Raw genomic sequence first — 20464 nt, forward strand, 5'->3', positions numbered from 1 at the left:
GAAAGCGTGGTCTTAATCTGTAATTTGATAGTTCAATAATTCAATGGATCAAACCAATCAACCTCCTTCATTCGATGCTTCTTTTTCTTATCTTTGTTCCACTGCATTAGGTTTAGTAGATCAAGAACAGCAATTTGGTACCATCGAACAGCAGCCTGTTTATCAAGGCATACCAGTTCAAGTTCTGAACCCTCTTCCTATTTACAATTGCGGACCAGATACATATCAAAATGAAGCTGATCATTCTTATTCATTGAATAAATATATTATTACATCCCTAACAAACTTCGATTCAGAAAACGCTTCTGGAATAGATATTCCAGAGATACCACAATCAATTCTTGATGAATATGTTCCTTACCAGCGTGATTATGAACCCATTAAAAATCCATTATTACTAACACCAGGCACTCCCTTTCAGGAGCTAATATCGTGGGACGAGCTTGAAATTAGAGAGCAAACAACAGCGAATCATACAAGCTCAGGTTTACAGTTAACTAATTTTCCTGCCGACATTCATAGTTCACAAGATTTACGGCCAGTTGCTGTCGTTAATCCGTTATACATGCATCAAGCTACAAGTGATAACCAAACAATCCGGGTAGAAGTCAATGTTGATGTCAGTTCTTCACTTGCCGAGCGCAAAAAAGAGCACCAAAGGGAGCGCTACCAGAAAGATCTCACTCACGTCGAGCGCCAAAGGGAGCTTCGCAAAGATCCCGCTTACGTCCAGCGCGAAAGAGAGCGCAAAAGGGAGCGCTATCAGACAGATCCCGCTTACGCCGAGCGAGAAAGGGTGCGCAAAAGGGAGCGCTACCAGACAGATCCCGCTTACGCCAGGCGTCAAAGGGCGCGCCAAAGTGAGCTTCGCAAAGATCCCGCTTACGTCCAGCGAGAAAGGGAGCACAAAAGGGAGGTCCAAAGGAGCTTCGCAAAGATCCCGCTTACGCCGAGGGACAAAAGATCTATATAAAGACCTACCAAAGAATCAAAATACAAACCTCCAACAAGAAAGAAGCAAAAGAGCAAGCTGTGATCGCAAGAGAGCGGTATCTTCAGTCAGTCAATTCAGCTAAAAACTCAGGTGATTTACCACTGACTTCTAATTTAACTGAAACGACCCAGAGTTCCAGTAAAAATTCAGAAGGTACTGCCTCCCCGCTTTTCAGTTGTCAAACTGAAGGAATATTTTCAGTCCCGATCGAACCTATCTCACCCTGAGTGAACGGTCAATAATCGGAGGGTCATAAGGTATTGGTCTCTGTCCTCTGGATAGGCAAACGGTAAAACTTGCTGTGCCTTTAAGGAATAGTCCCGAAATAACTTCCTCATTTCGCCCAGTTTCAGGGATAGCTCTATAGTTCCATTTTGGGAGAATTTTATCTAACTGAATGGTCACGTTCGTTGAGAGTCTTGTAGAACTTGATCATCTGGATGGCGACTTGCGGGGAGTAATGGCTCAAGGTAGCTTCCTGTACTTCGTGGCGCTGAGGCCATTATCTCAGTTTTATAGCCTCAGGGGAAACCGGGAAATTATTTCGGGACTATTCCTTAGTAAAGGTCAGCAATCGAAGAAAGAGATTATTGATGTTTCCATCAATGACCTCGCTGCCAGTAACGCGCCCCCCACCGTCTTCCACATCTGTGAGGCGCTGACTTGCGAAGAGTTTTACGTCGCTATTAGTAATAGCCATAGCAATTCCTTATGCTTGATTGACATGGATATAAGGTTAATGAGTGGCGAAAGGGAGGAACTTTTATAAGAAAGCGTGGTCTTAAACTGTAATTCAATAACTCAATAATTCAATGGATAGACCAACTTCTTCTCAATTAAGTCCAGCCCCTAATGGCCTTTCTAATATTCCAAGCATATCTTTAGCTGAATCTGGTGCAACAGGTCAGGTTTTCTCCCGAATGGTTACTGAAGTTGGACTACCTGTAACTAACCATGACATGACTGACCAATCTACAAGTTCAGATAATCAAGGATATTTAAATCATAAAAAAAAATGGTTGAAAGATTTCGCTGTACAAAATCAAACTGGCTATAACGATTCTCCTGCAATTCCAGTAGCTATACTACTGGAAAATTATCAGGTTGCAGAATATGACCCTGAAAATAAAACTTTTTCGATATACTCCATAACAAAGGGTGTTCAATCAATCTCGCAAAACTCAACAGATGTTGATACCAAACTTAATTCACCCATCCAAATTCCTAAACAAGACGGCATTGGTAATTTCTCTAAATCTACAGCGCCGATTGCGATTATTACCCGACGATTGAAAAGTGAACATCTTCAACAATATATATCTCCTGCGATTCAAGACGAAGAAGCTGTTGATGAAAATTCTTCACATATTGAATGCCAAAGGGAGCTTCGCAAAGATCCCGCTTACCCCGAGCGCCAAAGGGAGCGCAACAGGGAGCGCCAAAGGGAGCGCTACCAGACAGATCCCGCTTATGCCGAGCGCCAAAGAGAGCGCAACAGGGAGCGCCAAAGGGAGCGCTACCAGACAGATCCCGCTTATGCCGAGCGCCAAAGGGAGCGCAACAGGGAGCGCCAAAGGAAGCTTCGCAAAGATCCCGCTTACGCCGAGCGCGAAAGGGAGCGCAAAAAGGAGCGCTACCAGACAGATCCTGCTTACGCCGAGCGCGAAAGGGAGCGCCAAAGGGAGCGCTACAAGACAGATCCCGCTTACGCCGAGCGCCAAAGGGATCGCCAGGAAGCGCTACCAGACAGATCCCGCTTACGCTGAGCGCCAAAGGGAGTGACAAAGGGAGCTTCGCAAAGATCCCGCTACACCCAGTGCCAAAGGGAGCGCAAAAAACCTTATCATCAGTCAGTCAATTCAGCTAAAACTCAGGTGAGTTACCACTGACACAGACTGGTGTTTATTGTACATTTGCAAAAAGTCTTTATAGAGCAAATACACCTGCTCAGCCTGTCGCAGCATTTCAGCCTCAACTTTCTTTGCCCAGGCCTTGCCAGAAGTCTTGTCTGGAAAGGATAAACAAACATTTATCCGTCGCTATACCGGAGAAATCGAGAAAATCAAAAAACAGTACCCTAATGCGACATACGTTGGAGTAGCTGATGGAGCCCCGGATAACTTGACGTTCCTTGAGCCTTTTGTCTCGTAGCAGGTGCTGGATTTTTACCATGTCCCTGAATTGGTTCAGGCGTCACTGAAGCAGCTTGTAAAATATTGGTGAAGCAGCGAATGTGTCGGTCAGGAATGCGTTGGAAGGAAGAAGGAGCTTCCATGCTGCTTACCCTCAGAGCATTGGTCTGTTCATCCGGTCACTGGGAGTGTTTCTGGAAGAGAATGAATCAATACGGCTTCCCAATTGCTCATAATCTTCAGAGCTAACATCAATCAGGCTGAACACCCGATCCGATCTCTGGCATCGAGGCGTTCGTCGGCTTGGCTATCGGTATTGAATAACAAGACAGAAACATTCTGATAGACATAGCAAATCCTTATGTCTGGTTGACATAAATAAAGGATAATTTGTGAAAGAGAGGAACTTTTATAAGAAGGCGTGGTCTTAAGATGTAATTCAGTAATTCAGTAATTCGATAATTCAATGAATCAAACCAATCAATTTCCTTCATACGATGCTTATTTTTATTATCTTTGTTCCAGCGCATCAGGTTTATTAAATCAAGAACAGAAATTCGGTGCCACCGAACAGCAGCCTATTTATCAAGGCATACCAGTTCAAGTGCTGAACCCTATTCCTATTTATAATAGCGGACCAGACACATATCAGAATGAAGCTGATCGTTCTTATTCATTGAATCAATATAATATTGAATCTCTAACAAACTTCGATTCAGAAAGCGCTTCTGGAACAGGTATTCAAGAGATACAACAACCCATTCTTAATGAATATGTTCCTTACCAGCATGATTATGAATCCGTTAAAAATCCATTATTACCAACACCGAGTACTCCCTTTCAGCAGCTAATATCGTGGGACAAGTTTGAAATTAGAGAGCAAACAACAGCGAATCATACAAGCTCAGGTTTACAGTTAACTAATCTTCCTGTCGTAATTCATAATTCACAAGATTTACGGCCAGTTGCTGTCGTTAATCCGTTATGCATGCACCAAGCTACACGTGATAACCGAACCACCCAGGCAAAAGTTAATATTGATGGCAGTTCTTCACTTGCCGAGCGCAAAAGGGAGCGCCTAAGGGAGCGCCTAAGGGAGCGCCTAAGGGAGCGCCTAAGGGAGCGCCTAAGGGAGAGCAAAAGGGAGCGCCTAAGGGAGCACCTAAGGGAGCTTCGCAAAGATCCCGCTTACGCCCAACGCGAAAGGGAGCGCCAAAGGGAGCGCTACCAGACAGATCCCGCTTTCGCCGAGCGCCAAAGGAAGAGCAAAAGGGAGCGCTACCAGACAGATCCCGCTTTCGCCGAGCGCCAAAGGAAGAGCAAAAGGGAGCGCTACCAGACAGATCCCGCTTTCGCCGAGCGCGAAAGGGAGCGCCAAAGGGAACTTCGCAAAGATCCCGCTTACGCTGAGGGACAAAAGATCTATATAAATACCTACAAAAGAATCAAAATACAAACCTCCAACAAGAAAGAAGCAAAAGAGCAAGCTGTGATCGCAAGAGAGCGGTATCTTCAGTCAGTCAATTCAGCTAAAAACTCAGGTAATTTACCACTGACTTCTAATTTAACTGAAACGACCCAGAGTTCCAGTAAAAATTCAGAAGGTTCTGCCTCCCCGCTTTTCAGTTGTCAAACTGAAGGAATATTTTCAGTCCCGATCGAACCTATCTCACCCTGAGTGAACGGTCAGTAATCGAAGGGTCATAAGGTATTGGTCTCTGTCCTCTGGATAGGCAAACAGTAAAACTTGCTGTGCCTCTAAAGGAACACCGTTAGACCGTTCAAAAAGATAACAGAGAACTGCCGACTATCTGGGAGCGTTAGAGTCATCGTATTATTGGCCGCTTTAGAGAGAGTAAACAGGTTCTTAACCGTCAGCCGGGAAACCCAACCAGCCTCACCATTGCCAGAGAGAATGATTGGCCAGCAATTCCCGCTAAATTGATTATGGTCAATAATACCAAAGCTTTTAGACAGATCCGGCAGTTCTGAAATCGCAGAATATCAGGTAAAATATCCTGCATTACATGACTACTGTTGTTTACTGTGCCTCCATCTAATCGAAAGACAGTTGCCGAAAAACTGATCAGCATCGTTTCTAAAGAAGCTGCAAAAATACCGGATTTCCGACCAAGGAAGAGTCAGGATGCAATCCCGCTTCATGATGCGATCATGAGCGGCCTTGCCGTCATGCATTTGAAGTATCCGTCATTGCTGCAGTTTGACCGGGATTGCGTCAAAAAACCGGATAAGAAGGAAGTACTGCCTCTGATGCCAGAACCCATCACTTCTCACCCCTCGCTTTATGAATCAGTCGATGAACTGGATAAGGCGGATCAAGTGGTGCGCTATCAGTATACCGATGAGGAGGGATACCGACACTGGTTCCGGTTCGTGAACGATGTCCCTGTTAACAAGTCCCATAAAGAGACGCTGGTCAACTATCTCGAATACGTCGAAATTGATCCAAAGGGTAACAAGAAGTACGTCAACACCTGGATTACCGATATCAAACTCACCAGGGAGAACGTGGCGAAAGTCATGCGAGGAGGACGCGCCAGATGGAAAATTGAGAACGAAACGTTTAACACACTGAAAACACAGGGCTACCATCTCGAACACAATTACGGGCACGGAGAGCAGCACCTGGCCACCAACCTGGCCTGCCTGACTTTTACCGCCTTTCTCATTAACCAGATAGAGCAACTGGCTTGCAAGTTCTTCCAGCAAGCTCTTGAAGCAAAGAAGTCCAAAAAAGCGCTATGGCTTGGGATACGAGGCTTATTTGACTGGTTTGTCATCGATAACTGGGAGGATGTGTACACAGCGATTATTGGTGGCAGGAGTGTCAGCTTAAAACACCTGGTTGTTGACACCACATGAGATAACGCCGGTAGCCCTGTGTATCCTGTGTTCTGAACTTGCTGATATGTTGGCTGATAAAGTAGCCATGGTTCGTTCAACCATGAAAAACAGTCACTTGGATAATCTATTTATGCGGCTACAGAGATATGGTCAGCGGGAATTGCTGGCAAATTCTTATGCTTGGTTGACATAAATAAAGAATGAGTTGTGAAAGAGAAGAACTTTTATAAGAAGGCGTGGTCTTAAGCTGTAATTCAACAATTCGATAATTCAATGGATCAAACCAATCAATTTCCTTCATTTGATGCTTATTTTTATTATCTTTGTTCCAGCGCATTAGGTTTAGTAGATCAAGAACAACAATTTGGCACCACCGAACAGCAGCCTGTTTATCAAGGCATACCAGTTCAAGTGCTGAACCCTATTCCTATTTACAATAGCGGACCAGATACATATCAGAATGAAGCTGATCGTTCTTATTCATTGAATCAATATAATATTACATCCCTAACAAGTCTCGATTCAGAAAACGCTTCTGGAACAGGTATTCAAGAGATACCACAATCCATTCTTGATGAATATGTTCCTTACCAGCATGATTATGAACCCGTTAATAATCCATTATTACTAACACCAAGTACTCCTTTTCAGGAGATAATATCGTGGGACGAGCTTGAAATTAGGGAGCAAACAACAGCGAATCATACAAGCTCAGGTTTACAGTTAACTAATCTTCCTGCCGGAATTAATAGTTCACAAGATTTACGGCCAGTTGCTGTCATTAATCCGTTATGCATGCACCAAGCAACAAGTGATAACCAACAAAACCAGGCAGAAGTTAATGTTGATGGCAGTTCTTCACTTGCCGAGCGCAAAAGGGAGCGCCGAAGGGAGCGCCAAAGGGAGCGCAAAAGGGAGCTTCGCAAAGATCCCGCTTACGCCGAGCGCGAAAGGGAGCGCAAAAGGGAGCGCAAAAGGGAGCGCTACCAGACAGATCCCGCTTACGCCGAGCGCCAAAGGAAGCGCCAAAGGGAGCGCAAAAGGGAGCGCAAAAGGGAGCGCTACCAGACAGATCCCGCTTACGCCGAGCGCCAAAGGAAGCGCCAAAGGGAGTGCTACCAGACAGATCCCGCTTACGCCGAGTGCGAAAGGGAGCGCCAAAGGGAGGGCAAAAGGGAGGGCAAAAGGGAGCTTCGCAAAGATCCCGCTTACGCCGAGCGCCAAAGGGAGCGCCAAAGGGAGCTTCGCAAAGATCCCGTTTACGCCGAGGGACAAAAGATCTATATAAAGACCTACAAAAGAATCAAAATACAAACCTCCAATAAGGAAGAAGCTAAAGAGCAAGCTGTGATCGCAAGAGAGCGGTATCTTCAGTCAGTTAATTCAGCTAAAAACTCAGGTGATTTACCACTGACTTCTAATTTAGCTAAAGCGACCCAGAGTTCCAGTAAAAATTTAGAAGGTGCTGCCCCCCTGCTTTTCAGTCGTCAAGCTGAAGGAATATTTACAGTCCCAATCGCCCCCTCTCAGCCTTAGTGATCGGTCAGCAATCAAAGAAAGAGATTATTGATGTTTCCATCAATGACCTCGCTGCCTGTAACCCGCCCGCCAACGTCATCCTCATCTGTGAGGCGCTGACTTTCGAAGAGTTTTACGTCACTATTTAGTAATAGCCATAGCAAATCCCTATGCTTGGTTGACATAAATAAAGAATGAGTTGTGAAAGAGAAGAACTTTTATAAGAAGGCATGGTCTTAAGCTGTAATTCAACAATTCGATAATTCAATGTATCAAACCAATCAATTTCCTTCATTTGATGCTTATTTTTATTATCTTTGTTCCAGCGCATTAGGTTTAGTAGATCAAGAACAACAATTTGCTACCACCGAACAGCAGCCTGTTTATCAAGGCATACCAGTTCAAGTGCTGAACCCTATTCCTATTTACAATAGCGGACCAGATACATATCAGAATGAAGCTGATCGTTCTTATTCATTGAATCAATATAATATTACATCCCTAACAAGTCTCGATTCAGAAAACGCTTCTGGAACAGGTATTCAAGGTAAGCGTCCAAGCAGGGAGCAGACTCCCCCTACTTGTCGAGATCGGCTTTTAATGGATTGGCCCCGAATTTCTCTTTCCAGAGTCGCGGTATCAGTTCCCTGATATCACGGGCCGGGTGGAGGCTGATGCGTTGGAGAACATCAACCAGGTATTTGTAGGGATCGATGCCCGCCAGCTGGCAGCTGGTGATCAGCGTCTGGAACACGGCAACATTGTCTGCGCCTTCTTCCGTCCAGCAGAACATCCAGTTCTTTCTTCCCATCGGGATGCAACGAAGGCCACGTTCAAGATGATTGGTGTCTATCGCTACCGTTGGATCGTTCAGGTAAACCTGAAGCTCTTTTTCCCGCTTGTGAACATAGCCCAGTGCCTTGCTCAGAGGGTTGCTGGGAACCAGGTCAAGCCGTCTCAGCTGCTCCCGGTTCCATTCAAAGAACTGGTCAACCAGGGGTTTGGCTTTTTGTTGGCGATAATCACGCAGTACGTCGCCTTCCAACCCCTGACGACGGATGTCATCTTCAACCTTGTACAGTGCGCCGATCTGTTTCAGGGCTTCTTTGGTCGCTTCGGGTTCCGCTTTTTCTGACTTGACGAAATAACGTCGGCTGTGTGTCCAGCACTCGGCATGAGTGATCTTTGGGTATTTCGAGCAAAGGCTAGCGTAGCCGGGGTAGCCATCTGTGAGTAATACCCCTTCAAATTCTTTCAGGTAAGGCTCAACCACATCACAGGAGCGGCTGTCGGAGTAGATAAAGGCTATTTCTTCGTGGTCGCCATAAAACTGCCTTTCACCACCCCTATCAGGAATACACCGACTCGTAAAAATTGCCCAAAATCTGCATGATCGTCCATTGTCTTTCCTTCAAACCGATCACATGTTCCTCCTGATTATTGACCGTTAAGACATTTATTCCCTGGAAACAGAAAAACACCCATCTCGCCGTTGGGTTCTGGCAGGGCTTCTTTTTCTGGTTTGGAAATACTCGGCTCTGTTTCTTCAGCTCGTGCCTTATTTTGTGCTGGATAGCAGCATAGACCATCAGGCACAGTGTCATCACCATTAACAGAGCTTCAATGCGCTCAGCTTTCTTCAGATAGAGTGAAGAGACCAGAAAGTCCGGGCTTTTCAGGAATCGAAAGCCGCCCTCAACCTGTTGTTGTGACTTGTAGGTAGACAATAGCTCCGTCGCACTCATGCAATTCTGATCCAATTCATTGGTGCCCAGGATAAAGCAACCCAGTGAGGCCTGTGCATTCTCCCTTTTCTGACAGGGAACAAAGCATTCAGCCTGCACAAAGTACTCGAAGTGATCAGGCTTGCTATCCGGCGATGGCCGTCCCCTGCCCGAATAACAGGGTTTACCGGTAACCTCAGGCTCCGTTGCACTCTGGCAGAGTTTCGATTGTTTCTGCCATAAGGCAAAAGCCTTCAATGCATCGTCCCGACACAGAAAGGCCTTTTTTCCCAGCTTTTCCAGATCACGGGCTTCTTTCAGTGACTGCTTCTGCATCTTTCGGGTCAGTGTTTTCTGTTCAACCAGCCTGCGCTTTTTGTTGAGAAACAAGAACCATCGTTGTTTAACATCTCCATAGCAGGAAGGCACTTCAGCAGAGTAATAATCTTCATAGCCTTCAACCGGCTCCAATGACATGGCTGGCGCTTTGCCGACCAGCTCCTTTGCACCCTTGATATTCAGGGGCACACGGGAGATAAACAGCTGCTTTTGCTCGTCAAGCAACTGAAGGGTTTCAGCAACGTACATGGCGGCATCAGCGACCAGATAGCGGCTATTCAAAGTCTCCTTGAAACACGACAGATGATTTTTGATAATTTCCTGAAAACAAGTTTTGTCGTTTACATTACCGCTCGCAGGTGCCATAAACACTGGAATACCTGCCTCATTTTCGGTCATTAACTGCAAGACCACCTGATTCAGGTCAGGTCGGTGGTCACGGCTGTAACCGCGGCAGATATGGATACAATTCAAGTCATCAGGATTTTCATGACTGTTATAGATTCCATCCACATGAAAGCTGGTGCCATCCAGATTCAATGCCTTGCAGGGCAGCTTCAGATGATTGACAACCTTAACGGCAAGGTTCAGGTACAAGTCACTGACGCCAGCGTCGTACAGGCTATCAAGGGCCCGACCAAGTACCTTGTCGTTCAAGTGTTCGGGCTGTATGCCTTCCCCGATGAGGCGATCAATCGGCTTGTCCTCAAAAAACTCAGGGAACATATACAGAGTTTGCCCTGTAAACCCCAACCCATTGATGATCATTGCGACCACCGCTTGTCCTATAGTGACATGACGCACATCGGAGTCATTAGTTATACGCGCATCGATGTATTCGGCTATCCTTAGCTCCCGACACATAGCGGCAACCAAGCCAAGGTGGTTCAGGTTCTTAAACTGGTATTGAACTGGCAACATGTCGACGTTCCTGAATATCTGATCAATCCTTTGACAACAGATTTCAGGAAAATATCAATCGGGGTGGTGAAAGGCAGATAAAAGCACCAGAAGTAGCCTTTTTTCATTTTACCCTTACATTTCAGCCCAGCTTTTGAGGGTGTTTCATCCAGTGCCAGGGTGTGACTTTCAAGGCAGCTGTTCAGTACTTCATGGGCGACAGGTTGTAACAACTGGCCAGCACGCTGCTCCAGATTGGTCAGCGTGCCACGACTGACGGTGATACCGCTGGCTTCCAGTCTCTGATGTTGACGGTAAAGCGGCAGGTGGTAGCGGTATTTCTCAACCAGCAGGCCAGCTATAAAGCTCACATCGGCAAAGCTGCGGTCAAACAGGCCGGAGGGGGCTGCCGCCGTGCTCAGGGTTTGGTCTGCCTTATGGCGAACGACGTCCCTCTGGTATTTCAGAATAACGTAACTGCCCGGTCGCTGCGCCAGACGATGGGTATATTTATGATCAATGATTTCATACTGGTCGGCGTCTTCACCCTGCATTTCAGGAGCCGGAATATGAATCAGCTCAACAGGTACACCTTCCGTGAAGCGCAATCCCTGATCGGTAACACAGTCATCCGGCCTGTGCTTCTTTCTGCGCTCATAGGTGATGGTTTCTGTTTCCGGAACTTCTGGAGACTCAATGTTCTTGAGGATCTCCCCGAGAGCCAGCTGGTCCGGGTTTTCTATCAGTCTCTTTTCCGATTTTTCACCAAACAGCTGTTGTTTAAACCAGGCCAGCTGATGTTTGAGGGACTCGTTTTCCTGCTTCAGGTGTTCGTTCGCAGATTTGTGTTCCTGCAACAGCACCTGCAACTGCTTGAGCAGCTGCAGGTGAGAGGGTTGATTGGCAGGAACAGGAAGATTCATAGCCCTTGAATGTAGCTGCTATTCAGAGGTTGTGCTGTTCGATGTATCAGGTTTTACATAACGTTTGTGATAGCGGATAGAACGGGTATCAATACCGTCAATGATCAGCTTCAGGTCGGTCAATGCCAGCAGTTGTTTAACCGCCTGACCGGCGTGGGAGTGAAACTGACCCTGCTCCAGTCGTTTACTCCAGATGCAGTAACCGCTACGTTCAAAGTACAGCACCTTGCACTGGTTTCGGCGACGATTGATAAAGACGAACAACTGCCCACTCAACGGGTCTTCCTCAAGGGTATTTTTCACCAGAGCAACCAGGCCGTTGTATGACTTCCTCATATCGGTGGGGCGGTTATAAAGCCAGACCCGCACCTGTGATTCAGGAAAAAACATGATCAACGCCGCATACGCAGGGTTACACCACCGGGTAATTCGAGTTCAATTTCCCATGGAGGCAGGTCTGATGGTGTGTTGTGAAAATCAGTTTTAAATTCGAACCAGTCAGGGTCTGGTTGTGCTGGTTGATCAGGCCTTTCGGTTGCCTGCCTTAGTTTGCGCTTCCACAATGTGAAGGTTGACAGGCAGATATTGCGCGAAAGGCAAAAGGCTTTCTGGCTGATGCCGCTTTCCCGCTGTTGATCGATGAGGCCTTGCCACTGTTCAGAAGTGCGGCGGTTTGGTTGTTTTTGATTCACGGCTCGCTCCTGTTTTTAAAACAGGGGTTAGCGTGGCAGACAGATGATGGGTTTTGAAGACGTCCTTAAATAAGCGCTTACTATTCAAGAGATACCACAATCCATTCTTGATGAATATGTTCCTTACCAGCATGATTATGAACCCGTTAATAATCCATTATTACTAGCACCAAGCACTCCCTTTCAGGAGCTAATATCGTGGGACGAGCTTGAAATTAGGGAGCAAACAACAGCGAATCATACAAGCTCAGGTTTACAGTTAACTAATCTTCCTGCCGGAATTCATAGTTCAAAAGATTTACGGACAGTTGCTGTCATTAATCCGTTATGCATGCACCAAGCTACAAGTGATAACCAAAAAACCCAGGCAGAAGTTAATGTTGATGGCAGTTCTTCACTTGCCGAGCGCAAAAGGGAGCGCGAAAGGGAGCTCCTAAGGGAGCTTCGCAAAGATCCCGCTTACGCCGAGCGCCTAAGGGAGCGCAAAAGGGAGCGCCTAAGGGAGCGCCTAAGGGAGCGCCAAAGGGAGCGCCAACGGGAGCGCTACCAGACAGATCCCGCTTACGCCGAGCGCAAAAGGGAGCGCCAAAGGGAGCTTCGCAAAGATCCCGCTTACGCCAAGCGCAAAAAGGAGCGGTACCAGGCAGATCCCGCTTACGCCGAGGGACAAAAGATCTATATAAAGACCTACAAAAGAATCAAAATACAAACCTCCAACAAGGAAGAAGCTAAAGAGCAGGCAGTGATCGCAAGAGAGCGGTATCTTCAGTCAGTCAATTCAGCTAAAAACTCAGGTGATTTACCACTGACTTCTAATTTAGCTAAAGCGACCCAGAGTTCCAGTAAAAATTTAGAAGGTGCTGCCCCCCTGCTTTTCAGTCGTCAAGCTGAAGGAATATTTACAGTCCCGATCGACCCCTCTCAGCCTTAGTGAACGGTCAGCAATCGAAGGGTCAGAAGGTACTGAACATTATCATCTGGATAAGCGAACGGTAGAACCTGCTGTACCTCAATGGGAGCCAGCAATTCCCGCTGACCATATCTCTGTAGCCGCATAAATAGATTATCCAAGTGACTGTTTTTCATGGTTGAACGAACCATGGCTACTTTATCAGCCAACATATCAGCAAGTTCAGAACACAGGATACACAGGGCTACCGGCGTTATCTCATGTGGTGTCAACAACCAGGTGTTTTAAGCTGACACTCCTGCCACCAATAATCGCTGTGTACACATCCTCCCAGTTATCGATGACAAACCAGTCAAATAAGCCTCGTATCCCAAGCCATAGCGCTTTTTTGGACTTCTTTGCTTCAAGAGCTTGCTGGAAGAACTTGCAAGCCAGTTGCTCTATCTGGTTAATGAGAAAGGCGGTGAAAGTCAGGCAGGCCAGGTTGGTGGCCAGGTGCTGCTCTCCGTGCCCGTAATTGTGTTCGAGATGGTAGCCCTGTGTTTTCAGTGTGTTAAACGTTTCGTTCTCAATTTTCCATCTGGCGCGTCCTCCTCGCATGACTTTCGCCACGTTCTCCCTGGTGAGTTTGATATCGGTAATCCAGGTGTTGACGTACTTCTTGTTACCCTTCGGATCAATTTCGACGTATTCGGGATAGTTGACCAGCGTCTCTTTATTTTTGACGCAATCCCGGTCAAACTGCAGTAATGACGGATACTTCAAATGCATGACGGCAAGGCCGCTCATGATCGCATCATGAAGCGGGATTGCATCCTGACTCTTCCTTGGTCGGATATCCGGTATTTTCGCAGCTTCTTTAGAAACGATGCTGATCAGTTTTTCGGCAACTGTCTTTCGATTAGATGGAGGCACAGTAAACAATAGTAGTCATGTAATGCAGGATATTATACCTGATAGTCTGCGATTTCAGAACTGCCGGATCTGTCTACAAGCTTTGGTATTATTGACCATAATCAATTTAGCGGGAATTGCTGGTAAATGAGTGGCGAAAGGTAGGAACTTTTATATGAAAGCGTGGTCTTAAGCTGTAATTCAATTATTCAATTATTCAATGTATAGACTAACTTCGTCTCAACTAAATCCAGCCACTAAAGGCCTTTCTAATATTCAAGGCATGCCTTTAGCTGAACCTGGTGCAACAGGTCAGACTTTCTTCCGAATGGTTACTGAAGTTGAACAACCTGTAACTAACCATAACATGACTGACCAATCTACAAGTTCAGATAATCAAGGGTATTTAAATCATAAAAAAAAATGGTTGAAATATTTTGCTGTACAAAATCAAACCAGCTATAAAGATTCTCCTGCAATTCCAGTAGCTACCCCCATAAATCTAATTGACCCCCTGAAAAATTATCAGACTGCAGAATATGACCCTGAAAATAATACTTTTTCGATATACTCCTTAACAAAGGGGGTTCAATCAACCTCGCAAAACTCGACAGATGTTGATACCAAACTTAATCCACCTATTCAAATTCCTAATCAAGACGGCATTGGTAATTTCTTTAAATCTACAGCGTCGATTGCGATTATTACCCCACGATTGAAAAGTGAAAATCTTCAACAATATACATCTCCTTCGATTCAAGCCGAAGAAGCTATTGATGAAAATTCTTCACATATTGAATGCCAAAGGGAGCTTCACAAAGATCCCGCTTACGCCCAGCGCAAAAGGGAGCGCCAAAGGGAGAGCAGAAGGGAGCGCCAAAGGAAGCGTTACCAGACAGATCCCGCTTACGCCCAGCGCCAAAGGGAGCGCCAAAGGAAGCGTTACCAGACAGATCACGCTTATGCCGAGCGCCAAAGGGAGCGCCTGAGGGAGCTTCGCAAAGATCCCGCTTACGCCCAGCGCGAAAAAGAGCGCCAAAGGGAGCGCCAAAGGGAGCGCCGCAAGCAGTATCGTCAGTCAGTCAATTCAGCTAAAAAGTCAGGTGATTTACCACTGACTTCTAATTCAGCTGAAGCGACCCATAGTTCCAATAAAAATTTAGAAGGTGCTGCCCCCCGATTTTCAGTCGTCAAGCTGAAGGAATATTTACAGTCCCGATTGACCCCTTTCAGCCTTAGAGAACGGTCAGCAATCGAAGGGTAAGAAGGTAATGGTCGCTATTCGTCCGGGCAGGCAAACGGCACAAGCTGTTGTGCCTCAACGGGAGCTCCATTGGAACGATCATAGATAACGGAAAACTGCCGGTTATCCGGGAGCGTCAACGTCATAGTTTTATTTGGCGCTTTGGAGAGAGCAAACAGGTTCTTGACCGTTAGCCGGGAAACCCAACCGGCCTCGCCATTACCAGAAAGAACAGTAGAATGGCCGAACTAACTGGCCTTCCTGCACCATTAAAGCCCCGGTCAGGCTGCACTCGGTGGTTTGCTCTACCGTGTTCCATTCAAATATCTGTCCGGAGGTTAGAGACCGCATAGATTACCTTACATGGAGAGTCAGCTAATCCCCTCTAAACTCTTGCCAGCTCTGGCCTCCAGATTTTTTGTCCCGTACACAGGTAATAGCCATAGCAATTCTTTATGCTTGGTTGACATAAATATATGATGAATGTATGGCGAAAGGGAGGAACTTTATATAAGAAAGCGTGGTCTTAATCTGCAATTCGATAATTCAATAATTCAATGAATAGACCAACCTCTTCTCAATTAAGTCCAGCCCCTAATGGCCTTTCTAATATTCAAGGCATGTCTTTAGCTGAATCTGGTGCAGCAGGTCAGGCTTTTTCCCGAGTGGTTACTGAAGTTGGACAACCTGTAACTAAGCATGACATGACTGGCCAAACTACAAGTTCAGATAATCAAGGATATTTAAATCCTAAAATAAAATGGTTGAAAGATTTCGCTGTACAAAATCAAACTAGCTATAAAGATTCTCCTGCAATTCCAGTAGCTATACCACTGAAAAATTATCAGGTTGCAGAATATGACCCTGAAAATAATACTTTTTCGATATACTCCTTAACAAAGGGTGTTCAATCAACCTCGCAAAACTCGACAGATGTTGATACCAAACTTAATTCACCTATTCAAATTCCTAATCAAGACGCCATTAGTAATTTCTCTAAATCTACAGCGCCAATTGCGATTATTACCCCACAATTGACAAGTGAACATCTTCAACAATATACATCTCCTGCGATTCAAGCCGAAGAATCTATTGATGAAAATTCTTCACATATTGAATGCCAAAGGAAGCTTCGCAAAAATTCCGCTTACGCCCATCGCAAAAGGGAGCGTTACCAGACAGATCCCGCTTACGCCCAGCGCATAAGGGAGCACCAAAGGAAGCGTTACCAGAAAGATTCCGCTTATGCCCAGCGCCAAAGGGAGCGCCTAAGGGAGCTTCGCAAAGATCCCTCTTACGTCCAGCGCCAAAGGGAGCGCCAAAGGGAGCGTTACCAGACAGATCCCGCTTACGCCCAGCGCAAAAGGGAGCGCCAAAGGGAGCTTCGTAAAGATCCCGTTTACGCCCAGCGCGAAAGGGAGCGCCAAAGGGAGCATCGCAAAGACCCCGCGTACGCCCAGCGCCAAAGGGAGCGCCAAAGGGAGCTTCGCAAAGACCCCGCTTACGCCCAGCGCGAAAGGGAGCGCCAAAGGGAGCATCGCAAAGACCCCGCGTACGCCCAGCGCCAAAGGGAGCGCCAAAGGGAGCTTCGCAAAGACCCCGCTTACGCCCAGCGCCAAAGGGAGCGCAAAAAGCAGTGTCGTCAGTCAGTCAAGTCAGCTAAAACTCAGGTGATTAACCACTGACTTCTAATTGAGCTGAAACGACGCAGAGTTCCAGTAAAAAAACCTGCTCTTTTAAGGAGCCAGGTGCTGAATGGAAAGAAGCAAACGGTGGGTTACTGCGCCAGATCAATCTGCAACCCAGGTTATTAATGCTGCCACCGGCAATGACCTTGATACCGGATTTAGTCAATTCATAATCACCCCCGCCCAGGTAGTTTTCAGCTCCTTTTTATCTTCCTCAAAACTGAATTGAAACTGGCTGACGTTGCCAACCGGCAGCAGGGGCGCGGAATCATCAGCGGGTTTGATGTATATGCTTCCGGCACCGATAAACTACGATCCATTGTAGACATGACTTTTCATCTATCCTGTAGGTCATGGGTTAATCATGGGAGGGTTTCACATGGTAGAACTGGTGTTTGAACAGCCCAATGTGCTGGGTACTGAGTTAGAGGTGTGTTGCCAAAGTCCAATGACAGGCTTCTTCCGGAACGGGTTTTGTCATACCTGTCTGGAGGATGCTGGTAGTCATACAGTCTGCGCCCGGATGACCGATGAGTTTCTGCAATTTTCCCTGTCCAAAGGTAATGACCTCATCACACCCAACCCTGATTTTGGTTTTCCCGGTCTGAATGCCGGTGACCGCTGGTGTCTTTGCGCAACTCGTTGGGCAGAGGCCAATAAGGCAGGTGTTGCCCCACCGGTTTACCTGAACGCGACCAATATGACAGCGCTTGAAATTGTTGAGTTGGCTACGCTGGAGCAAATGGCATTGGATTGATATTAAAGGACGACTTCAATTTGAACGTCATCCGGTACTTTCCTTGTTGGCCTTGGCGCTGCTCTTCGTTAATGGATTCCAGCTGCAGCAGGATGGCCGGAAAGTCTAAACCCTGTTCCTGGCCGGTGGCTGAACACAGCAAAGCCAGTACCTGATTATCCAGATAATGGCCTTTCAATGATGAAATTGATGATTTGCAACTCTTTACGGTTAAAGGTACTTCTGTCAACTGCCAGCCAATTCTTTTCTTTACCTGAAGGCCTCCTATCACTGATTTTCAGGCTTAGCCACAGGAACAGGTGCCTGGAATTTTTTTGTTATGTGTTCTTACTGAGTTATTATGAACTTATGCGAATTGTCACTGTCTATTAGACATTGAGATGAATTAGGTAACGAGGTTGTTCTTCCGATTTCCCAGCCCTTATCATCACTCCAATCAAGTTTCATATGATTGAGATTTTTAGCCATCTGAATCCTGAAAAATACAATGTAAAAGAATTTAATTGGTGTAATATGGATAGATTACAAGGAATAGAAGAACAACAGAGCCTTTCAACGGCTGTATTTAATGCCTCAATAACTCAGCTACAATCAGCTGGTCAATCTCATTATCGCCAGGTGAAAAAGGCTAAAGTTGAGCCAAGTTTGTTTGGTATAGATTCAAGAACATATTCAGAAGAAGCAAAGTTTAAGTTCAATCGGGATTTTAAGAAGATAAAAGTTCAAGAATCAGAAACTTCAGATTTCACTCAACTCCACCATTTTGCACCAATAATCAACAGGGCCTGGAACAATCCTGAAATCATGAGGTATTTGCTTGAAACTCACAGTCAGTTTGTACATTGCTTTTGTAATGAAACAGAAGCTGCAAATACAATTAGTCGATTAACTGAATTCTTGTTGACAATTGATGAAGAAATGGCTTCTTTTGAAAAAAAAGACCCATTTGAACTTTTAAAAAAATATCCAATGACTGAAAATAATGAGTGTATAATAAAAGCCTGTGGCTTTTGTTTAAGAAATAGCAAAGACCGGTTTTGTGAAAAAAACATTATATTTTTTCTTGGATTACTTCCTTTGCTAATTGAACTTGAAAATCACGTAGACTTACCTGACTCTACACTTCGCTTTCCGGACCATTTTCTCGCAGACTTTTTTCTCTCAATGACTTCTGGTGGGGGAAGAGACTTCTTTTTAAATAAAAAAACAATTAAAAACTATTTAAAAACTTACAATGAAAAAAAAGAGTTATTCCATTACTTCTCTGAAAAAAACAATCAACTAAATTTATCCCCACTTTTTCTGATGCTGAATAATTATTACTGGAGTACACTATATACAAAAGATACACTGGAAACAAAAACAGTAGAAATCTCTAAAAAAAGTGAGTTATGGTCTTTCTTCTTCAATTCTGCAGCACCACAATATTTATTCAAAATTCTTTTTGATGGATTTTCAGATCATGAACATTCATGTTATGATGAACCGGCATATAAAAGTCAGAATTCTTTATTAAAAAATACCCTTTTAAAAACGGCAGAATTTAACTCCGACCTTATAAGATTTGGAGAAGAGTTTGAATTCAGCTTTAAAAGTGCATCAGGTAAAAAGTATTCACCAGATCTCCTTATAATAAAGTGGTCTGAACATATATCTGCCATAATTTCATCCATGAATATACCTGAATCAGAATTTTCAATAACCATTAAGAATGGCAACCAGGGTAAAGAGCTTTATTTCACTTTTGGTGACTGGAATTCTAAGTTTTATCCTGATTATGATGTCTTTGAGGTGAATTGCAGCCCTTATACAATAGAGCAAGTTTTCACCTGTAATGGAGCTACTTATACTGCTTATGAACTTTTTGATATATTTATTCTTGCCCCTGCAGAACTTTTTTTATTGAAAGGCATATCTGGGCATAAACATATAGATATCCGAAATTCTATCTCAAATAATCCGGAATTGTTATTCAGATTTTTACTTTCGGTAGAAAATGAACGCTTTTTAGTCAAAGCCCTTGACCGAGAGAGTGAGTGTGAAGAATATTTTCCATATCTGTCTATGTGTAATGGCGCTCCTCAGTGGAAATCGCTCCTGGATCACACCATTCAACTAATCAATAAAGAGCTTGCTGCCGGAAAAACAACGCAACCTACGGGTTTTTATACTTATGCGTACGCCTTTCAACAACTATGGGAATTAAAACATGTATATTGTCCTGCTAAAATCAGACTTGCCCCGCAACATGCAAGCAATAGTTCAGACAAAAGAGTCTGTAAACCAGATGGAACTCTCGAATTACGTTTCTGGCATGGTGCCCGAACAGGTCAGGAAGCAAGAAAAATTAACGAGATAATACTGGCATGGATGAATACGCTATCGCAAAAACAAAAAAATAAAATTCCATTATTTTTAAAATTGGATGACGTTGAAGATATTGATTCAAATAGAATAGAAATGCTCTTTGATAATTTTTGTAAAAGCATAGGGTTACAGCCAGAAAACTATCGAGGTCTGATACGTTTTACCACTGTAAACGACAATTCGATTTATTGATTCGTTACCAATTCCCGGTATTTGGTCTAAGCTGACTGGTTCATCAACAGCATGCCCCTCAGGAAACTAACTAAATGCCCGGTCTTATTGGTAACATCCCTTCTATTACAGATATTTCGCTATTCAAAGTTGGTGAAACCTGTTACATGACAGCTCCCTGCAAGCATGATTGCTCAATCCACTTTGCTGATGGAACCATCTGTAAAGTTCAGCTATATGCCGCTCTATACTTTACTTACACGACAATATTTGGGAGTCGAAAGTACAGAATCCTTGGGACAAACCCATTTTGCTGAGCAAATGCCATATTTGGTAGAATCAACCAA

19 protein-coding genes and 1 pseudogene are annotated in these 20464 nt (G+C 44.9%); 12 read left to right on the forward strand and 8 right to left on the reverse strand.

Annotated elements, in window-relative coordinates:
- The first annotated feature begins 43 nt into the window (after nt 1–43).
- Entirely contained in the window at nt 44–973 is a 930-nt protein-coding gene (locus ACO6UX_RS05370; RefSeq protein ID WP_422445555.1) for a hypothetical protein, read from the forward strand.
- 571 nt (nt 974–1544) lie between these two features.
- Here ACO6UX_RS05370 and ACO6UX_RS05375 read toward each other — a convergent pair.
- Complete coding sequence (locus ACO6UX_RS05375; protein ID WP_422445557.1) at nt 1545–1694, reverse strand: hypothetical protein; 150 nt, start codon at nt 1692–1694, stop codon at nt 1545–1547.
- 589 nt (nt 1695–2283) lie between these two features.
- Between ACO6UX_RS05375 and ACO6UX_RS05380 the strand changes: the two genes are divergently transcribed.
- The 5 genes and pseudogenes from ACO6UX_RS05380 (at nt 2284) to ACO6UX_RS05400 (ending at nt 7527) form a co-directional block, all read left to right on the forward strand.
- On the forward strand, nt 2284–2760 hold the full coding sequence (locus ACO6UX_RS05380) for a hypothetical protein (protein ID WP_422445559.1): 477 nt from the start codon (nt 2284–2286) through the stop codon (nt 2758–2760).
- A gap of 208 nt (nt 2761–2968) precedes the next feature.
- A pseudogene (locus tag ACO6UX_RS05385) lies at nt 2969–3375 on the forward strand (hypothetical protein); the annotation flags it as partial.
- A gap of 217 nt (nt 3376–3592) precedes the next feature.
- Nucleotides 3593–4804 (forward strand): hypothetical protein, encoded by a 1212-nt coding sequence (locus tag ACO6UX_RS05390; RefSeq protein WP_422445561.1) that lies wholly within the window; start codon nt 3593–3595, stop codon nt 4802–4804.
- A gap of 494 nt (nt 4805–5298) precedes the next feature.
- Nucleotides 5299–6009 (forward strand): hypothetical protein, encoded by a 711-nt coding sequence (locus tag ACO6UX_RS05395; protein WP_422445563.1) that lies wholly within the window; start codon nt 5299–5301, stop codon nt 6007–6009.
- Between the two features lie 777 nt (nt 6010–6786).
- A complete protein-coding gene (locus ACO6UX_RS05400; protein WP_422445565.1) occupies nt 6787–7527 on the forward strand; it encodes a hypothetical protein in 741 nt (246 codons plus the stop codon).
- 559 nt (nt 7528–8086) lie between these two features.
- Here the strand turns inward: ACO6UX_RS05400 and tnpC are convergent.
- From tnpC to tnpA, 5 genes are read right to left on the reverse strand one after another with little or no spacing between them, the layout of a single operon-like run.
- A complete protein-coding gene (tnpC, locus tag ACO6UX_RS05405; RefSeq protein WP_422446151.1) occupies nt 8087–8884 on the reverse strand; it encodes an IS66 family transposase in 798 nt (265 codons plus the stop codon).
- Nucleotides 8859–10493, reverse strand: coding sequence for an IS1634 family transposase (locus tag ACO6UX_RS05410; protein ID WP_422445567.1), 1635 nt, complete (start codon nt 10491–10493; stop codon nt 8859–8861). The genes tnpC and ACO6UX_RS05410 overlap by 26 nt, the downstream gene beginning before the upstream one ends.
- Complete coding sequence (locus tag ACO6UX_RS05415) at nt 10460–11395, reverse strand: IS66 family transposase (protein ID WP_422445569.1); 936 nt, start codon at nt 11393–11395, stop codon at nt 10460–10462. The genes ACO6UX_RS05410 and ACO6UX_RS05415 overlap by 34 nt, the downstream gene beginning before the upstream one ends.
- Nucleotides 11396–11413: 18 nt before the next feature.
- Nucleotides 11414–11785: an IS66 family insertion sequence element accessory protein TnpB gene (tnpB, locus tag ACO6UX_RS05420; protein WP_101745387.1), complete on the reverse strand. Its 372-nt coding sequence runs from the start codon at nt 11783–11785 to the stop codon at nt 11414–11416.
- Between the two features lie 2 nt (nt 11786–11787).
- A complete protein-coding gene (gene tnpA, locus ACO6UX_RS05425; protein ID WP_422444696.1) occupies nt 11788–12087 on the reverse strand; it encodes an IS66 family insertion sequence element accessory protein TnpA in 300 nt (99 codons plus the stop codon).
- Nucleotides 12088–12418: 331 nt separating this feature from the next.
- Here tnpA and ACO6UX_RS05430 point away from each other — a divergent pair, with 331 nt between their 5' ends.
- Nucleotides 12419–13018: a hypothetical protein gene (locus tag ACO6UX_RS05430; RefSeq protein ID WP_422445571.1), complete on the forward strand. Its 600-nt coding sequence runs from the start codon at nt 12419–12421 to the stop codon at nt 13016–13018.
- A gap of 237 nt (nt 13019–13255) precedes the next feature.
- Here ACO6UX_RS05430 and ACO6UX_RS05435 read toward each other — a convergent pair whose 3' ends face one another.
- Nucleotides 13256–13786: a hypothetical protein gene (locus tag ACO6UX_RS05435; RefSeq protein WP_422445573.1), complete on the reverse strand. Its 531-nt coding sequence runs from the start codon at nt 13784–13786 to the stop codon at nt 13256–13258.
- A 325-nt stretch (nt 13787–14111) separates the two neighbouring features.
- Here ACO6UX_RS05435 and ACO6UX_RS05440 point away from each other — a divergent pair, with 325 nt between their 5' ends.
- The 4 genes from ACO6UX_RS05440 (at nt 14112) to ACO6UX_RS05455 (ending at nt 17579) form a co-directional block, all read left to right on the forward strand.
- Nucleotides 14112–15155 (forward strand): hypothetical protein, encoded by a 1044-nt coding sequence (locus tag ACO6UX_RS05440; RefSeq protein WP_422445575.1) that lies wholly within the window; start codon nt 14112–14114, stop codon nt 15153–15155.
- A 1013-nt stretch (nt 15156–16168) separates the two neighbouring features.
- Nucleotides 16169–16819, forward strand: a complete 651-nt coding sequence (locus ACO6UX_RS05445; RefSeq protein WP_422445577.1) for a hypothetical protein — start codon at nt 16169–16171, stop codon at nt 16817–16819.
- A gap of 70 nt (nt 16820–16889) precedes the next feature.
- Nucleotides 16890–17051 carry a hypothetical protein gene (locus ACO6UX_RS05450; protein WP_422445579.1) on the forward strand — a complete coding sequence of 54 codons (162 nt, stop codon included), beginning with the start codon at nt 16890–16892 and terminating at the stop codon, nt 17049–17051.
- A 135-nt stretch (nt 17052–17186) separates the two neighbouring features.
- The gene (locus tag ACO6UX_RS05455; RefSeq protein ID WP_422445581.1) at nt 17187–17579 is read left to right on the forward strand and encodes a DUF2237 family protein; all 393 of its coding nucleotides are present in this window, start codon (nt 17187–17189) and stop codon (nt 17577–17579) included.
- Here the strand turns inward: ACO6UX_RS05455 and ACO6UX_RS05460 are convergent.
- Nucleotides 17551–17808 (reverse strand): hypothetical protein, encoded by a 258-nt coding sequence (locus ACO6UX_RS05460; RefSeq protein WP_422445583.1) that lies wholly within the window; start codon nt 17806–17808, stop codon nt 17551–17553. The two genes, ACO6UX_RS05455 and ACO6UX_RS05460, sit on opposite strands and share 29 nt — an antisense overlap.
- A gap of 218 nt (nt 17809–18026) precedes the next feature.
- Here ACO6UX_RS05460 and ACO6UX_RS05465 point away from each other — a divergent pair, with 218 nt between their 5' ends.
- A complete protein-coding gene (locus tag ACO6UX_RS05465) occupies nt 18027–20138 on the forward strand; it encodes a hypothetical protein (protein WP_422445585.1) in 2112 nt (703 codons plus the stop codon).
- Nucleotides 20139–20464 lie beyond the last annotated feature (326 nt).

Origin of the sequence: Endozoicomonas sp. ALB091 (assembly GCF_049310265.1) — a bacterium.
Lineage (GTDB): Bacteria > Pseudomonadota > Gammaproteobacteria > Pseudomonadales > Endozoicomonadaceae > Endozoicomonas.

Excerpts from the sequence above, each read along its gene's own strand:
- ACO6UX_RS05435 (WP_422445573.1), bottom strand. The coding sequence starts at position 13,786 with ATGAGCGGCCTTGCCGTCATGCATTTGAAGTATCCGTCATTACTGCAG.
- ACO6UX_RS05465 (WP_422445585.1), top strand. The coding sequence starts at position 18,027 with ATGATTGAGATTTTTAGCCATCTGAATCCTGAAAAATACAATGTAAAA.
- ACO6UX_RS05400 (WP_422445565.1), top strand. The coding sequence starts at position 6,787 with ATGCACCAAGCAACAAGTGATAACCAACAAAACCAGGCAGAAGTTAAT.
- ACO6UX_RS05455 (WP_422445581.1), top strand. The coding sequence starts at position 17,187 with ATGGGAGGGTTTCACATGGTAGAACTGGTGTTTGAACAGCCCAATGTG.
- ACO6UX_RS05370 (WP_422445555.1), top strand. The coding sequence starts at position 44 with ATGGATCAAACCAATCAACCTCCTTCATTCGATGCTTCTTTTTCTTAT.
- ACO6UX_RS05450 (WP_422445579.1), top strand. The coding sequence starts at position 16,890 with ATGGAAAGAAGCAAACGGTGGGTTACTGCGCCAGATCAATCTGCAACC.
- ACO6UX_RS05390 (WP_422445561.1), top strand. The coding sequence starts at position 3,593 with ATGAATCAAACCAATCAATTTCCTTCATACGATGCTTATTTTTATTAT.
- ACO6UX_RS05440 (WP_422445575.1), top strand. The coding sequence starts at position 14,112 with ATGTATAGACTAACTTCGTCTCAACTAAATCCAGCCACTAAAGGCCTT.
- ACO6UX_RS05410 (WP_422445567.1), bottom strand. The coding sequence starts at position 10,493 with ATGTTGCCAGTTCAATACCAGTTTAAGAACCTGAACCACCTTGGCTTG.
- ACO6UX_RS05395 (WP_422445563.1), top strand. The coding sequence starts at position 5,299 with ATGAGCGGCCTTGCCGTCATGCATTTGAAGTATCCGTCATTGCTGCAG.
- tnpB (WP_101745387.1), bottom strand. The coding sequence starts at position 11,785 with ATGTTTTTTCCTGAATCACAGGTGCGGGTCTGGCTTTATAACCGCCCC.
- ACO6UX_RS05430 (WP_422445571.1), top strand. The coding sequence starts at position 12,419 with ATGCACCAAGCTACAAGTGATAACCAAAAAACCCAGGCAGAAGTTAAT.
- ACO6UX_RS05415 (WP_422445569.1), bottom strand. The coding sequence starts at position 11,395 with ATGAATCTTCCTGTTCCTGCCAATCAACCCTCTCACCTGCAGCTGCTC.
- ACO6UX_RS05375 (WP_422445557.1), bottom strand. The coding sequence starts at position 1,694 with ATGGCTATTACTAATAGCGACGTAAAACTCTTCGCAAGTCAGCGCCTC.